We start from the raw sequence: 15,459 nt of genomic DNA, 5'->3' as shown, positions 1-15,459 counted from the left end.
TGCGTATAATCCGGGACAATTTGCCGGGAGGAAGCATGAATCAGTGTGTACGACAAACTGTCTTACCGCGTCTGAAAAAAGGCGCTGGCCTGCCGTTTTCCTTCCCGTTGATCACCGAATTCCACAGCCCCTCTATTGAGGGGCTTTTTTTTGCGCAGTCGTCAGGAGATAACCATGGCTAACCCGCTATATCAGAAACATATCATTTCCATAAACGATCTCAGCCGCGAAGAACTCGAACTGGTGCTACACACCGCCGCACGACTGAAGGCCAACCCGCAGCCGGAGTTGCTCAAGCATAAAGTGATCGCCAGTTGCTTCTTTGAAGCCTCCACCCGCACGCGTTTATCGTTTGAAACCTCCATGCACCGCCTCGGCGCGAGCGTGGTCGGTTTCTCCGACAGCAGCAACACGTCGCTGGGCAAAAAAGGCGAAACGCTGGCCGACACCATTTCGGTAATCAGCACCTATGTGGACGCCATTGTGATGCGCCATCCGCAAGAGGGCGCGGCACGTCTGGCCACCGAGTTCTCCGGCGGCATTCCGGTACTCAACGCTGGCGACGGGGCTAACCAGCATCCGACGCAAACGCTGCTCGATCTGTTCACGATTCAGGAAACGCAAGGCCGCCTTGAGAACCTCAACATCGCGATGGTCGGCGACCTGAAATATGGCCGCACCGTGCATTCGCTGGCGCAGGCGCTGGCGAAATTCAGCGGCAACCGCTTTTACTTTATCGCCCCGGACGCGCTGGCGATGCCGCAGTACATTCTCGATATGCTGGACGAAAAAGGCATGGCCTGGAGCGTACACGCCAGCATCGAAGAGGTGATGGCAGAGGTGGATATTCTCTATATGACGCGCGTGCAGAAAGAGCGTCTGGACCCGTCGGAATACGCCAACGTCAAAGCTCAATTTGTCCTGCGCGCCAGCGACTTAACCCACGCGCGCAGCAATATGAAGGTGCTACACCCGCTGCCGCGCGTGGATGAAATCACCACCGACGTGGATAAAACGCCGCACGCCTGGTATTTCCAGCAGGCCGGTAACGGCATCTTCGCTCGCCAGGCTCTGCTGGCGCTGGTTCTCAATCGCGATTTGGCGCTGTAAGGAGAAACGACAATGACACACGATAACAAACTGCAGGTCGAAGCCATCAAACGCGGCACCGTGATTGACCACATCCCGGCGCGCGTCGGATTTAAACTGCTGACGCTGTTTAAGCTGACGGAAACCGATCAGCGCATCACCATTGGCCTGAACTTGCCGTCCGGCGAGATGGGGCGCAAAGATTTGATCAAGATCGAGAACACATTTCTGACCGACGAGCAGGTAAACCAGCTGGCGCTGTACGCCCCCCAGGCCACCGTTAATCGCATTGATGAGTATGAAGTGGTGGGTAAATCGCGCCCGAGCCTGCCGGAGCGCATTACTGGCGTGCTGGTATGCCCGAACAGCAACTGCATCAGCCATGCAGAGCCGGTTGCCTCCAGCTTTGCGGTAAAAAAACGCGAAAGCGACATCGCGCTGAAGTGCAAATATTGTGAGAAAGAGTTCTCGCACCATGTGGTGCTGGCTAACTAATTGCGGTTGGTATTGCGTTTTTCCCTCCCTATAATGGGGCGGAACCTCAATACCGCTGTCATTCAGGAGTTATTATGACCAAAGTTATCGCCACGGAAAACGCGCCAGCAGCGATTGGCCCTTATGTTCAAGCTGTTGATCTTGGCAACATGATCCTGACCTCAGGTCAGATCCCGGTTGATCCGAAAACCGGTAGCGTACCGGAAGATGTGGCGGCGCAGGCGCGTCAGTCGCTGGACAACGTGAAAGCGATTGTTGAAGCGGCGGGTCTGAAAGTAGGCGACATCGTGAAAACCACCGTTTTCGTGAAAGATCTCAACGATTTCGCTACCGTTAACGCCACGTATGAAGCCTTTTTCAACGAACATAACGCCAGCTTCCCGGCGCGTTCCTGCGTGGAAGTCGCCCGTCTGCCAAAAGACGTGAAAATCGAGATTGAAGCCATCGCCGTTCGCCGTTAATGGCGGCTAAGCGAGAGATAAAAGGCAGCTTACGCTGCCTTTTTTATTGCCCACTTAAAACTAAAACGCGACCGGTTTTTGGCTCTGCCCGCTTACCTTTAAATTTAAATCTCACAGGCTGCAGAGATTTCTTTCGAAGAAGTGGGTACACCTTTCCAGGGAATCAATTTATGTACGCTTATCACCCAGGCGTTCACCGGTTGCGCGTAGCGCGCAGCAGTTTTTCCAGCGGATAGACCGCCGCTATCACCACTTCATCCTGAATCTGCGCCGCGTTATCCAGTTCTCCCTGAATAGACGCTATCTCGCCATCGTCCAGCGTCCCCTGACGCGCCACCAAATCCGTCAGCCGCAGCCCAATAGTGGCGAGCTTATCCACCTGCAAAATCACCGGGCGCATCGCTTTTAGCTGGTAATTGCTGTCGCTGAGCGCCAGCGCATCGCTGGTGTTACCCTGCCAGCGACTAAAGAGGTGGCGCAGCGCCACGGCGCTGGTGTTGTCTTCCGCATCGCTCACCAGCCTGTCGACCCACTGGTTCATCTGGCGAACGGTGCTGCTCTCCGGTGCCAGCGCATCGGCAAAGCGGTTCAGCGGCTCGAACTGATGATAGTTACCGGCCTGGAATTTCAGATGCTGGCGCGTGTAGTAGTGCGCCGGTTCGACAGCCTGGGCGAGGATCTGCAGCGGCAATGTATCGGCGCTGTTCGCAAGGCGCGTGAACTGCACCGATTGCTGGTTGTGCTGCTGCAGGCCGACCGATACCGTCGACCAGCTGTCCATCGCCTGTAAACGGCTGTACATGTTATCGGTGTCGTTCACATCCTGCGCCGACCACAACCGTTCCGCCACGGCAAACGCACGCGGCCACAGTTTGATATCCAGCACCGGCGCGACCACATTTTCCGCCCACAGCGCGGCTTCGCCTCCCAGTAAATTCGCCTGCTGGCTGGCGTCCGGCACCGCGGGAGCAATGCCTTTCGGCACCTCGTTTAACCGCGTGCCGGTGACGGGGTAGCGCGCGTTGCCCAGCAGGAAGTAACCGCCAAGTTTATCGTCGGTGAGAGTGATGACCGGGCGGGTTTCGCCCATCCACGTATCGACGACAAAACTCACCTGGCGATCGCTGCGCCAGTCGATATGCTGCACGGCGCGACGAGATTTGCCTTTGAAATCAATAAATCCGCGCCATCCACTTTCGCCTTTCACCAGCGTAAACGTCCCTTCCACCGGGCTGCCTTTCAGGCGCGGCATCGAAAACGACCAGCTTTGCGCGCTGTCGTTATCGGCAATCACATCCACACCATTTAAGCCCTGCGGCACAATCTCATTGCGGTAGTGATAGGCGGTGTACTGCGGCTGATCGAGGTAGAAACCGGTCGAGAGAATGCCTTTGTAACCCTGCTTTGCCACCTCGCCCAGCGCGTCCTGCCCCTGCCAGGACTGGATGACAATACTTTTGGGCAGATCCGGGTGGAAGATCTCATCCCAGCCCACCATCTGGCGCTGATGTTTTTCGAGGATCGCCTCCAGTTTGCGGTTGAAATAGGCCTGCAACGCGTGGCTGTCGGCCAGTTTGTTGTCGCGCATAAATTGCTGGATCGCCGGGTTATTTTTCCACTGCGTATCGTCCACCTCATCGCCGCCGATATGCAAATACGCATCCGGGAAGATCGCCGCCAGTTCGCTGACTATCGCTTCAGCAAAGGTGTACGTCGCCGCTTTTGTCGGATCCAGCACCGGTTTCAGCACGCCCCAGTGGCGCTCCATCTGATACGGCCCCGGCGCGCTCATCAGTTCCGGGTAGGCGACGGCAATCGCCGACGCGTGTCCCGGCATGTCGATTTCCGGCACCACGCGAATGCCACGCGCCGTGGCGTAACGCACCACATCGCGCATTTGTTCTTCGCTGTAAAAGAGACCATCGCTGGCAAGCTGCGTCAGTTTGGGGTAGCGCTTCGAGCTAAAACGCCAGCCCTGGTCATCGGTTAAATGCCAGTGCAGCACGTTCAGTTTCGCCGCCGCCATGCCGTCGATCTGCCGTTTAATATCCTCAACCGGTATAAAATGGCGGGCGGAATCGAGCAGCAAACCGCGCCACGGGAAGCGCGGCGAATCGTCAATGGTCACCCACGGCAAGGTGGTCTTTTCCGTGCCGTTTTGTATCAGCTGGAGCAACGTTTCCATGGCGCGCAGTGCGCCAAAGCGGGTATTTGCGGCGATCTGCACGCCATTCGCATCAATGGTCAGCGTGTAATGCTCATCGCTATCCAGCTTCGGCAGCGGCGCCACTTTTTGGGCGATGGTTATCGAAATGGTGGGATGTTGCGGTTTTTCGGCCTGCGGTTGCAGCGTCCAGCCGGTTTGCCGGGCGATGCGCTGACGCAATCGCGTAACGGCGTCGCCCAGATCGTCGCCGCTGACGCTGACAGAGAGCGTATCCGTCAGTACCAGCGAGCCCTGCGTTGCCGGACGTTCAACCTTTGTCGGCCACGGCATCAGAGGCAAGTCACCTGCGGGTGCAGCAAAAGCGGAAGAACCGAGCAGCAACCCGGCAGTTAACAGGCTGTAACGCAACATAAATGTTCCTTCAGACGACGTCAGGCGAGGGAAAACATTTTGTTAACATGCGCCCTCAGGAGCGTCAAGCGCGCCGGGCGACGGGGATCACAGCTTGCGGGAATTGAGAGAAATACCCGGCCTGCACAGAGTGCGCAGACCGGGTTTAAGACAAAAGTTTATTGCCAGCCGTAGCGACGGCTATAGAAGCCTTTCATCCACTGCGTGAGCGTCATATAACCTGCGAGGATCGCCACCAGCCACGGGAAGTACGCCAGCGGCAGCGCCTGTAATTGCAGGTATTGCGCCAGCGGCGAGAATGGCAGCGCGATGCCGACACAAATCACCATCAGCGTCATCGCCACCAGCGGCCAGGCGGCGCGGCTCTGGATAAACGGCACGCGGCGGGTGCGGATCATATGCACAATCAGCGTTTGCGACAGCAAACCGACGACAAACCAGCCGGACTGGAACAGGGTTTGCGCTTCCGGCACGTTAGCTTTAAACACCCACCACATCACGCAAAACGTTACAATGTCGAAGATCGAACTGATCGGGCCAAAGAAGATCATAAAACGGCCCAGATCCGCCGGGTTCCAGCGTTGTGGTTTGGCGATCTGTTCTTCATCGACGTTATCAAACGGGATCGCCACCTGCGAGACGTCATACACCAGGTTCTGGATCAGCAAGTGCAGCGGCAACATGGGCAAAAACGGCAGAAACGCGCTCGCCACCAGCACACTGAAGACGTTGCCGAAGTTGGAACTGGCGGTGATTTTTATGTATTTCAGCATGTTGGCGAAAGTGCGGCGCCCTTCGATTACTCCCTCTTCCAGCACCATCAGGCTCTTTTCCAGCAAAATAATATCGGCCGCTTCGCGGGCGATATCGACGGCGCCATCGACGGAAATCCCGATGTCCGCCGCGCGCAGCGCCGGGGCGTCGTTTATGCCATCGCCCATAAAACCGACCACGTGCCCTTCGCGTTTCAGCAGACGGACAATGCGTTCTTTATGCATCGGCGTCAGGCGGGCAAAGAGCGTGATGTGCTTCGCCATTTGCGCCAGTTCATCATCGCTCATGTGCTCAATTTCGCTGCCGATCAGCGCATCGCCCACTTCCAGCCCCACCTCGTGGCACACTTTCGCCGCCACCAGTTCGCTGTCGCCGGTAAGGATTTTGACGGTGATCCCGCTCGCTTTTAGCGCTTTGAGCGCCGGCGCGGTGGTCTCTTTCGGCGGATCGAGGAAGGCGATGTAGCCTTCGAGGATCAGATCCGACTCGTCAATACGCTGGTAGTCACCGCTACGCGCCGGCAGATATTTGGTCGCCACCGCAACCACGCGCAGCCCCTGGCGGTTCAGTGTGCTGGTTACGCGTTCAATGCGGCGCAGCATGGTGTCATCCAGCGGGAAGATCTCGCCGTTGAAGCGCACCTGCGAGCAGACGCTGAGGATCTCCGTTAACGCGCCTTTGCAAATCAGTTGATGAACATCCGCCTGCTGCGCCACCACCACCGACATGCGGCGACGCTCGAAATCAAAGGGGATCTCATCCACTTTGCGCCAGCTCGCCGCCAGCGTCTGCGCCGCTTCCGCGTCCACACCTTCCAGTACGGCGGTATCGAGCAGGTTTTTCAGTCCGGTCTGGTAGTGGCTGTTCAGCCAGGCGCTGTGCAGCACCAGTTCGCTGACTTTACCGCTGATATCCGTGTGATTTTCCAGCACGATTTTGTCCTGCGTCAGGGTGCCGGTTTTATCGGTACAGAGGATATCCATCGCGCCAAAGTTCTGAATGGCGTCCAGATGTTTAACGATCACTTTCTGTTTCGACAGTTTCACCGCACCGCGCGCCAGCGTGGAGGTGACAATCATTGGCAGCATTTCCGGCGTCAACCCCACGGCAACCGACAACGCAAACAGCGCCGCTTCCCACCAGTCACCTTTGGTAAAGCCGTTGATCAGTAGCACAATCGGCGTCATCACCAGCATAAAACGGATCAACAACATGCTGACGCGGCTGATGCCTTTCTGGAATGCGTTTTGCTCGGTTTCTTGCTCACTGACACGCCCGGCCAGTTGGCCAAACCAGGTATTGCCGCCGGTGGCGATGACTATCGCCTGCGCCGTGCCGCTCACCACATTGGTGCCCATAAAGCACAGGGTATCGGCTTCCAGCGGGTTGCGCTGCGCGGCCTGGCGCGTCGTCGCCACTTTTTCTACTGGTAAGGATTCGCCAGTCAGCGAAGCCTGGGCGACAAACAGATCCCGCGCCTGCAACACGCGCAGATCCGCCGGGATCATATCGCCTGCGGCCAGCTTGACGATATCGCCCGGCACCAGTTGGTCGATAGGCAATTCGCACCAGCCATTTTCGCCCTTTTCATTCACCACGCGCAGCACCGTCGCAGTGTTGCTGACCATCGCTTTTAGCGCATCAGCCGCTTTGGTCGAGCGCGCCTCTTGCAGGAAATTGAGCAGCGTCGAAATCGCCACCATCAACGCAATTACGCAGGCGGCGAACAGATCTTCCGAGGCATAGGAAATAATGCCTAAGCAGGTCAGCAGCAGGTTAAACGGGTTGCGATAGCACACCCACAGATGCACCCACCAGGGGGCGGGTTTCTGCGCCGGGATCAGGTTTTCGCCGTGGGTTTCCCGCGCCAGTTCCACTTCCTGCGGGTTCAGCCCTTCAGGGTGGCTGGCAAAAGTGTGCCAGAGCTGCTCATGTTCCATCGCAGCAATCTGCAGACAGCGTTCACCCATCGAGGCGGGGATAGCGCCCTGGGCGATATGTTGTACGCCGGGAAGCGGATCGCGCTGCACCAGACGACGCGGTAAATGGCGGTTGAGGCGAGCGAAAAGCTGCCGGGTAATGTTTTTCAGCATGATAGTGTCCTTGCCCCCGCATCACGCGGGTGCGATTGACAACTGGCGTAACAAAGCCGCGCCAGCTGGCGTTTTTAATCGGGCAGGGACGAAAACGACGTCGCTGCCTTACGCATCCGGTAAGGCAGCAACAGCAGGCTTACCGGAAAAAGTATCTCCGTCGCGGGAGAGGGGTGGGATCGGGATCCATCTGGCCTCCGGTAAGGTGTGAAGGGCGAATCATAACGTAGCGGTATCATAGCTCCGCTGAATTAAACCAAACATATACACACCATCAATTGGTAGCACAAAGTGCATAAACCAGACTTTGCTCATTGCTGGCGCTTGGAAGGGATGCAAAACTCCTTTATCCTGCAACCCGCCCCTATCAGGAAAGGATTGAAGTATGCAAAACCGGCTGACAATCAAAGACATCGCACGCTTAAGCGGCGTGGGCAAATCCACTGTTTCCCGTGTGCTGAATAACGAAAGCGGCGTCAGCCAGCGCACACGCGAACGGGTGGAAGCGGTGGTCAATCAGCACGGTTTCTCCCCTTCCCGCTCCGCGCGCGCCATGCGCGGACAGAGCGATAAAGTGGTGGCGATTATCGTCTCGCGTCTGGATTCACTCTCGGAAAACCTTGCCGTACAGACCATGCTCCCGGCGTTTTACGAACAGGGTTATGACCCGATTATGATGGAAAGCCAGTTCTCGCCGCAGTTAGTCGAAGAGCATTTGCAGATGCTAAGCCACCGTAATATTGATGGCGTGGTGCTGTTTGGCTTTACCGGCGTCACCGAAAGCCTGCTTACTGCCTGGCAGTCGTCGCTGGTGCTGCTGGCGCGCGACGCCAGCGGTTTCGCCTCGGTCTGTTACGATGATGACGGCGCAATCCAGCTATTGATGGAAAATCTTTATGCCCGTGGGCATCGCCATATCAGTTTTATTGGCGTCCCGCACAGCGATGCCACCACCGGCAAACGCCGCCACGACGCCTATATGGCGTTTTGTCAAAAACACCAGCTCGAACCAACGTTCGCCTTACCGGGCCTTGCCATGAAGCAGGGTTATGAACATGTCGCCCACGTTTTAACCCCGGACACCACCGCGCTGCTCTGCGCGACCGATACGCTGGCGCTCGGTGCCAGTAAATATTTGCAGGAACAGCGCATTGATAATCTGCAACTGGCCAGCGTCGGCAATACGCCGCTGATGAAGTTTCTGCACCCGGAAATTGTAACCGTTGATCCCGGTTACGCCGAAGCGGGTCGCCAGGCCGCCGCGCAATTAATAGAACAGATTAATGGCCGCGCCACGCCTCGCCAAATCGTGATCCCTGCCCGCCTCGTTTAAGCCGCTTTATCGTTTATTGTGATCCTCGCCAAGTTTCGGGAACGTTCCCATTTTTAATTTTTTTGCCTGCGGTTACGCTTTGCCTCGGTCATGTTACGCATCATTTCTCCCCCCGAGAGGCACCAGGATGAGCAAAGTCAATCCATCAGATATTGAACAACTTATTACGCTGGTTGGCGGACGCGAAAACATCGCGACGGTCAGTCACTGTATTACCCGTTTGCGTTTTGTATTAAATAACCCGGGCGCCGCCGACCCAAAAGCGATTGACCAGCTTCCGATGGTCAAAGGCTGTTTCACCAACGCCGGGCAGTTCCAGGTGGTGATCGGCACCAACGTCGGCGACTACTATCAGGCGTTGCGCGCCGCCACCGGTCTGGCTCATGCGGATAAAGAGCAGGCCAAACAGGCAGCGCGACAAAATATGAAATGGCACGAGCGCTTAATCTCCCACTTCGCGGAAATCTTCTTCCCGCTGCTGCCCGCACTGATTAGCGGCGGTTTGATCCTCGGTTTTCGCAACATTGTCGGCGATGTGCCGATGAGCAACGGCCAGACGCTGGTGCAGATATTTCCGCCATTGAAAACCGTGTATGACTTTCTCTGGCTGATTGGTGAAGCGGTCTTCTTCTATCTGCCGGTCGGCGTTTGCTGGTCTGCGGTGCGCAAAATGGGCGGAACGCCAATCCTCGGCATCATCCTCGGCGTAACGCTGGTTTCACCACAGTTGATGAATGCTTATTTACTGGGTTCGCAAGTGCCGGAAGTGTGGGACTTTGGTCTGTTCAGCATCGCGAAAGTGGGCTATCAGGCGCAGGTGATCCCGGCACTGCTGGCGGGCCTGGCGCTCGGCATCATTGAAACGCGGCTTAAAAAGCTGATACCGGACTCCCTCTATCTGGTGATTGTTCCGGTCTGTTCGCTGATCCTGGCGGTCTTCCTGGCGCATGCGCTAATCGGCCCGTTCGGTCGCATGATTGGTGACGGCGTGGCGTGGGCGGTTCGCCATCTGATGACAGGCAGTTTCGCCCCGATTGGCGCGACACTGTTTGGTTTCCTCTACGCACCGCTGGTGATTACCGGTGTGCACCAGACCACGCTGGCTATCGACATGCAGATGATTCAGAACATGGGCGGTACGCCGGTGTGGCCGTTGATTGCGCTGTCAAACGTTGCACAGGCCTCGGCGGTAGTGGGCATCATTATCTCCAGCCGTAAAGAAAATGAACGTGAAATCTCGGTTCCGGCGGCTATCTCCGCGTTTCTCGGCGTAACCGAGCCGGCCATGTACGGCATCAACCTGAAATATCGCTTCCCGATGCTGTGCGCGATGATCGGTTCCGGCCTTGCCGGGTTGTTGTGCGGCCTTAACGGCGTGCTGGCGAACGGAATTGGCGTGGCGGGTCTGCCGGGTTTCCTCTCGATTCAACCCGCTTTCTGGCAGGTCTTCGCACTGGCTACAGCGGTGGCGGTTGTCATCCCGCTGGTGCTGACCTCCTTTGTTTATCAGCGTAAGTTCCGTCACGGCACATTGCAGATTGTGTAATTTTTGGGGCGCGTTTGCGCCCCTTCGTTTTCGCAGGAAATCATGATGAATACCCTTCCCCACTGGTGGCAAAACGGCGTTATCTACCAGATTTACCCAAAGAGTTTTCAGGACACGACCGGCACTGGCACCGGTGATTTACGCGGCGTGATTACGCGCCTCGACTACTTACAAACCCTCGGCGTCGACGCCATCTGGCTGACGCCATTTTATATCTCCCCGCAGGTGGATAACGGCTACGACGTGGCGAATTACACCGCCATCGATCCGCTTTACGGCACCCTGGCAGACTTTGATGAACTGGTCGCCCAGGCGCACCAGCGCGGTATCCGCCTGGTGCTGGATATGGTGTTCAACCACACCTCGACCCAGCATGCCTGGTTCCAGGCATCGCAGGATCCGGACAGCCCATACCGTTCTTTCTATATCTGGCGCGACGGCGAACCAGAAACGCCGCCGAATAACTGGCGTTCGAAATTCGGCGGCAGCGCATGGCGCTGGCACAGCCAGAGCGGCCAGTACTATTTGCATCTGTTCGCGCCGGAGCAGGCAGATCTCAACTGGGAAAACCCGGCGGTACGCGACGAGCTGAAAAAAGTCTGCACCTTCTGGGCCGATCGCGGTGTCGACGGTTTGCGTCTCGATGTGGTGAATTTAATCTCCAAACAGCAGGATTTCCCCGACGATCACAGCGGCGACGGGCGACGTTTTTATACCGATGGCCCGCGCGCCCATGAGTTTTTGCAGGAGATGAGCCGCGAGGTTTTTCGCCCGCGCGAGTTGATGACGGTCGGTGAGATGTCATCCACCACGCTGGAACATTGCCAGCGCTACGGCGCACTCGACGGCAGCGAGTTGTCGATGACGTTTAACTTCCACCATTTGAAAGTCGACTACCCCGACGGTGAAAAATGGTCGCTGGCGAAACCGGATTTTGTGGCGTTGAAATCGCTGTTCCGCCACTGGCAGCAAGGGATGCACAACGTGGCGTGGAACGCGCTGTTCTGGTGTAACCACGATCAACCGCGCATTGTGTCGCGCTTTGGCGAAGAAGGCGCGCTGCGCGTGCCCGCCGCCAAAATGCTGGCGCTGGTGCTGCACGGCATGCAGGGCACGCCGTATATTTATCAGGGCGAAGAGATCGGTATGACCAACCCGCACTTTGCGCGCATTACCGACTACCGCGATGTGGAAAGCCAGAATATGTTTGCCGAACTGCGTGCCGCCGGGCGCGAGCCGGAAGCGCTGCTGGCGATCCTCGCCAGTAAATCGCGCGATAACAGCCGCACGCCGATGCAGTGGACCGCGCGTAAAAACGCCGGTTTCACCACTGCCGATCCGTGGATTGGTCTGTGCGATAACTATCGGGAAATCAACGTCGAAAACGCGGTCAACGATCGCGATTCGGTGTTCTATACCTACCAGTCGTTGATTCGCCTGCGTAAAAACTTGCCGATACTCAGTTGGGGCGATTATCAGGATCTGCTTCCCACTCACCCACATTTATGGTGCTACCGCCGTCAGTGGCAGGGAGAAACGTTGTTGGTTATCGCCAACCTCAGCAATCAGTTCCAGCCGTGGCGGCCAGAAACCCTGCCGGGCGACTGGCAGGTGGTCATCAGCAACTATGCGGAAGTTTCCCCTGTTCCCGGTGAAATGACCCTGCGGCCGTTCGAAGCCGTGTGGTGGCATCAAAAATAAGCGTTTTTCACTTCCCTGGCGCAAAAAAACAGCAGGCATAAACCTGCTGTTTTTGTTGAATTTTTAGTCAAAACAAGAATGCCTGAATTTACATTTCCTCAGAGCGCCCGTCCTCTGCGCTATCCGGTTTTTACTTTGTCCTGAGTCAATAAAAACGCAAACATGTTTGATGCAAATCACTATATATAGAAATTAGAATGCACCCCGGCCCTATATGTTGTATTAATCGACTACTATTCGAACAAGCTGACCACCGCGAAAGCGATACACGCTGTGGATAACACGGGCCTGGATGGGACGAACTTATTGGTTTTAGTAATGAATAACCAGCCAGTCTGCGCGTCCTCATATTGTGGATAACCTGTTTTCTAAAATGGAGTGATCATGACACCGCATGTGATGAAACGAGATGGCTGTAAAGTGCCTTTCAACTCAGAGCGCATACAAGAAGCCATTTTGCGTGCAGCTAAAGCAGCGGGAGTCGATGACGCAGACTATTGCGCCACCGTCGCAGAGGTAATTAGTCGTCAGATGCAGGGCCGATCGCAGGTCGATATTAGCGAAATCCAGACTGCCGTCGAAAACCAGTTGATGTCCGGGCCGTACAAACAACTGGCGCGTGCCTACATTGAGTATCGCCACGATCGCGATATCGCCCGTGAAAAACGCGGCCGTCTGAACCAGGATATTCGCGGTCTTGTTGAGCAAACCAACTCGGCGCTGCTCAATGAGAACGCCAACAAAGACAGTAAAGTGATCCCGACTCAGCGCGATCTGCTGGCGGGAATTGTCGCCAAACACTACGCGCGCCAGCACTTGTTGCCGCGCGATGTGGTACTGGCGCACGAACGCGGTGAGATCCACTATCACGATCTCGACTACTCCCCGTTCTTCCCGATGTTCAACTGTATGCTGATCGATCTGAAAGGCATGCTGACCCATGGCTTCAAAATGGGCAACGCGGAGATTGAACCGCCAAAATCGATCTCGACCGCCACGGCGGTTACCGCGCAGATCATCGCCCAGGTCGCCAGCCATATTTATGGCGGCACCACCATCAACCGGATCGATGAAGTGCTGGCACCGTTCGTCAGCGCCAGCTTCGAGAAACACCGCAAAGCCGCCAGCGAATGGAACATCCCGGATGCCGACGGCTATGCGCGCAGCCGCACCGAGAAAGAGTGTTACGACGCGTTCCAGTCGCTGGAATATGAAGTTAACACCCTGCATACCGCGAACGGCCAGACACCCTTTGTCACCTTCGGTTTCGGGCTGGGCACCAGTTGGGAATCCCGCTTGATCCAGCAGTCGATCCTGCGTAACCGCATTGCAGGTCTGGGTAAAAACCGTAAAACCGCCGTGTTCCCGAAACTGGTGTTCGCCATTCGCGATGGTCTGAATCACAAGTTCGACGATCCGAATTACGACATCAAACAACTGGCGCTGGAGTGCGCGAGCAAGCGCATGTACCCGGATATTCTCAATTACGATCAGGTCGTCAAAGTGACCGGTTCGTTTAAAACGCCGATGGGCTGCCGCAGCTTCCTTGGCGTGTATGAAGAGAATGGCGAACAAATTCATGACGGGCGTAACAACCTCGGCGTCATCAGCCTTAACCTGCCGCGCATCGCGCTGGAAGCGAAAGGCGATGAAGCGGCGTTCTGGAAACTGCTGGACAGCCGCCTGCAACTGGCGAAAAAAGCGCTGATGACCCGCATCGCGCGCCTCGAAGGGGTGAAAGCCCGCGTTGCGCCGATCCTCTATATGGAAGGGGCTTGCGGCGTGCGCCTGAAAGCGGACGACGATATCGCGCCGATCTTTAAAAACGGCCGCGCGTCGATTTCGCTGGGTTATATCGGTATTCACGAAACGATCAACGCGCTGTCCGGCAACAAGCATATCTACGACAGCGAAGCACTGCGCGCCAAAGGCGTGGCAATTGTGGAACGCCTGCGCCAGGCGGTTGATCAGTGGAAAGAAGAGACCGGTTACGGTTTTAGCCTTTACAGCACGCCGAGCGAAAACCTGTGTGACCGTTTCTGCCGTATCGATACCGCCGATTTCGGCGTGGTGGAAGGGGTAACCGATAAAGGTTACTACACCAACAGCTTCCACCTTGATGTCGAGAAAAAGGTGAACCCGTACGACAAAATCGATTTCGAAGCGCCGTACCCGCCGTTAGCCAGCGGTGGTTTTATCTGCTACGGCGAGTATCCGAACATTCAGCACAACCTGCGCGCACTGGAAGATGTCTGGGATTACAGCTATCAGCACGTGCCGTATTACGGCACCAACACGCCAATTGATGAGTGTTACGAGTGCGGTTTTACCGGCGAGTTCGAATGCACCAGCAAAGGCTTTACCTGCCCGAAATGCGGTAACCACGACGCGTCCCGCGTCTCCGTTACCCGCCGCGTTTGCGGCTACCTCGGCAGCCCGGACGCGCGTCCGTTCAACGCCGGCAAGCAGGAAGAAGTGAAACGCCGCGTGAAACACCTCGGCAACGGGCAAATCGGTTGATTATTTGTTATACACAGCAAAAAGGAGTCTGCGATATGAATACTTACGAGTTAATCAAGCAAGCGATTCTGAAGAAGCAACAGATAACGGCTGTATACAAAGGTTACTACCGGGAGATGTGTCCCCATGCGCTCGGTACGAAAAACGGTAAACAACAAGCCTTGTTCTACCAGTTTGGAGGGGAAAGCAGCAAAGGGAGAGTCGATTCAACTTCAACTGATAATTGGCGATGTTTACGTTTGGTTGATTTGGAGAATGTCCAGATACGCGATGGGCAATGGTATACCGCGGAAAACCACAGCAGAGCCCAAAGTTGTGTCGACCAAATTGACTATGAAGTTGAAAAATAAGAAACCCTAAGCCGGGTTGCCCCGGCTTATTTATGCCTATGAGATATCATCAATACTACCCTGTCGACATCGTCAACGGCCCCGGCACCCGCTGCACACTGTTCGTCTCCGGCTGCGTACACGAATGCCCTGGCTGCTACAACAAAAGCACCTGGCGGCTGAACTCCGGCGTGCCGTTTACCGAAGAAATGGAAGATCGGATCATTGCCGATCTCAACGATACGCGCATCAAACGCCAGGGGATTTCGCTCTCCGGCGGCGATCCGCTGCACCCGCAAAACGTGCCGGATATTTTAAAGCTGGTGACCCGCATCCGCGCCGAGTGCCCCGGTAAAGATATCTGGGTGTGGACCGGCTACAAAATGGACGAACTGAACGCCGCGCAGCGGGAGGTGGTCGGGTTGATCAACGTGCTGATCGACGGCAAATTTGTTCAGGATCTGAAAGACCCGATGCTTATCTGGCGTGGCAGCAGCAACCAGGTTGTGCATCACTTGCGTTGATTTCCTCGCGCAATTT

13 protein-coding genes are annotated in these 15,459 nt (G+C 56.2%); 10 read left to right on the top strand and 3 right to left on the bottom strand.

All coding sequences use genetic code 11. The features are described 5' to 3' along the window. Nucleotides 1-35: 35 nt before the first annotated feature. The 4 genes from RT644_RS03555 to ridA all read left to right on the top strand — a co-directional run bounded on the left by RT644_RS03555 (nt 36) and on the right by ridA (nt 2,045). On the top strand, nt 36-182 hold the full coding sequence (locus RT644_RS03555; protein WP_020456307.1) for a pyrBI operon leader peptide: 147 nt from the start codon (nt 36-38) through the stop codon (nt 180-182). Then, nucleotides 175-1,110, top strand: coding sequence for an aspartate carbamoyltransferase (gene pyrB, locus RT644_RS03550; protein WP_020456306.1), 936 nt, complete (start codon nt 175-177; stop codon nt 1,108-1,110). The genes RT644_RS03555 and pyrB overlap by 8 nt, the downstream gene beginning before the upstream one ends. Nucleotides 1,111-1,122: 12 nt before the next feature. Continuing rightward, complete coding sequence (pyrI, locus tag RT644_RS03545) at nt 1,123-1,584, top strand: aspartate carbamoyltransferase regulatory subunit (RefSeq protein ID WP_017459088.1); 462 nt, start codon at nt 1,123-1,125, stop codon at nt 1,582-1,584. A 74-nt stretch (nt 1,585-1,658) separates the two neighbouring features. Then, nucleotides 1,659-2,045, top strand: a complete 387-nt coding sequence (gene ridA / locus RT644_RS03540; RefSeq protein ID WP_017459089.1) for a 2-iminobutanoate/2-iminopropanoate deaminase — start codon at nt 1,659-1,661, stop codon at nt 2,043-2,045. Between the two features lie 193 nt (nt 2,046-2,238). Here ridA and RT644_RS03535 read toward each other — a convergent pair whose 3' ends face one another. The 3 genes from RT644_RS03535 to mgtL form a co-directional block, all read right to left on the bottom strand. After that, on the bottom strand, nt 2,239-4,623 hold the full coding sequence (locus RT644_RS03535; protein WP_313625709.1) for a family 20 glycosylhydrolase: 2,385 nt from the start codon (nt 4,621-4,623) through the stop codon (nt 2,239-2,241). Nucleotides 4,624-4,781: 158 nt separating this feature from the next. Continuing rightward, the gene (gene mgtA / locus RT644_RS03530) at nt 4,782-7,490 is read right to left on the bottom strand and encodes a magnesium-translocating P-type ATPase (protein ID WP_313625707.1); all 2,709 of its coding nucleotides are present in this window, start codon (nt 7,488-7,490) and stop codon (nt 4,782-4,784) included. 139 nt (nt 7,491-7,629) lie between these two features. Beyond that, on the bottom strand, nt 7,630-7,680 hold the full coding sequence (gene mgtL / locus RT644_RS23605) for a mgtA regulatory leader peptide MgtL (RefSeq protein WP_228007843.1): 51 nt from the start codon (nt 7,678-7,680) through the stop codon (nt 7,630-7,632). Between the two features lie 195 nt (nt 7,681-7,875). Here mgtL and treR point away from each other — a divergent pair, with 195 nt between their 5' ends. The 6 genes from treR (at nt 7,876) to nrdG (ending at nt 15,443) form a co-directional block, all read left to right on the top strand. After that, a complete protein-coding gene (gene treR / locus RT644_RS03525) occupies nt 7,876-8,823 on the top strand; it encodes a trehalose operon repressor TreR (protein ID WP_313625705.1) in 948 nt (315 codons plus the stop codon). 127 nt (nt 8,824-8,950) lie between these two features. Beyond that, nucleotides 8,951-10,369 carry a PTS trehalose transporter subunit IIBC gene (gene treB / locus RT644_RS03520; RefSeq protein ID WP_313625703.1) on the top strand — a complete coding sequence of 473 codons (1,419 nt, stop codon included), beginning with the start codon at nt 8,951-8,953 and terminating at the stop codon, nt 10,367-10,369. A gap of 45 nt (nt 10,370-10,414) precedes the next feature. After that, complete coding sequence (treC, locus tag RT644_RS03515) at nt 10,415-12,070, top strand: alpha,alpha-phosphotrehalase (protein WP_313626151.1); 1,656 nt, start codon at nt 10,415-10,417, stop codon at nt 12,068-12,070. A gap of 384 nt (nt 12,071-12,454) precedes the next feature. Continuing rightward, on the top strand, nt 12,455-14,590 hold the full coding sequence (gene nrdD, locus RT644_RS03510) for an anaerobic ribonucleoside-triphosphate reductase (protein WP_313625701.1): 2,136 nt from the start codon (nt 12,455-12,457) through the stop codon (nt 14,588-14,590). Between the two features lie 35 nt (nt 14,591-14,625). Further along, nucleotides 14,626-14,940, top strand: coding sequence for a hypothetical protein (locus tag RT644_RS03505; protein ID WP_313625699.1), 315 nt, complete (start codon nt 14,626-14,628; stop codon nt 14,938-14,940). A gap of 38 nt (nt 14,941-14,978) precedes the next feature. Further along, complete coding sequence (nrdG, locus tag RT644_RS03500) at nt 14,979-15,443, top strand: anaerobic ribonucleoside-triphosphate reductase-activating protein (RefSeq protein ID WP_313626150.1); 465 nt, start codon at nt 14,979-14,981, stop codon at nt 15,441-15,443. The last annotated feature ends 16 nt before the right edge of the window (nt 15,444-15,459 follow it).

This window comes from Kosakonia sp., from assembly GCF_032104925.1.
Lineage (GTDB): Bacteria > Pseudomonadota > Gammaproteobacteria > Enterobacterales > Enterobacteriaceae > Kosakonia.
This window is presented reverse-complemented; position numbering and strand designations above follow the sequence as displayed.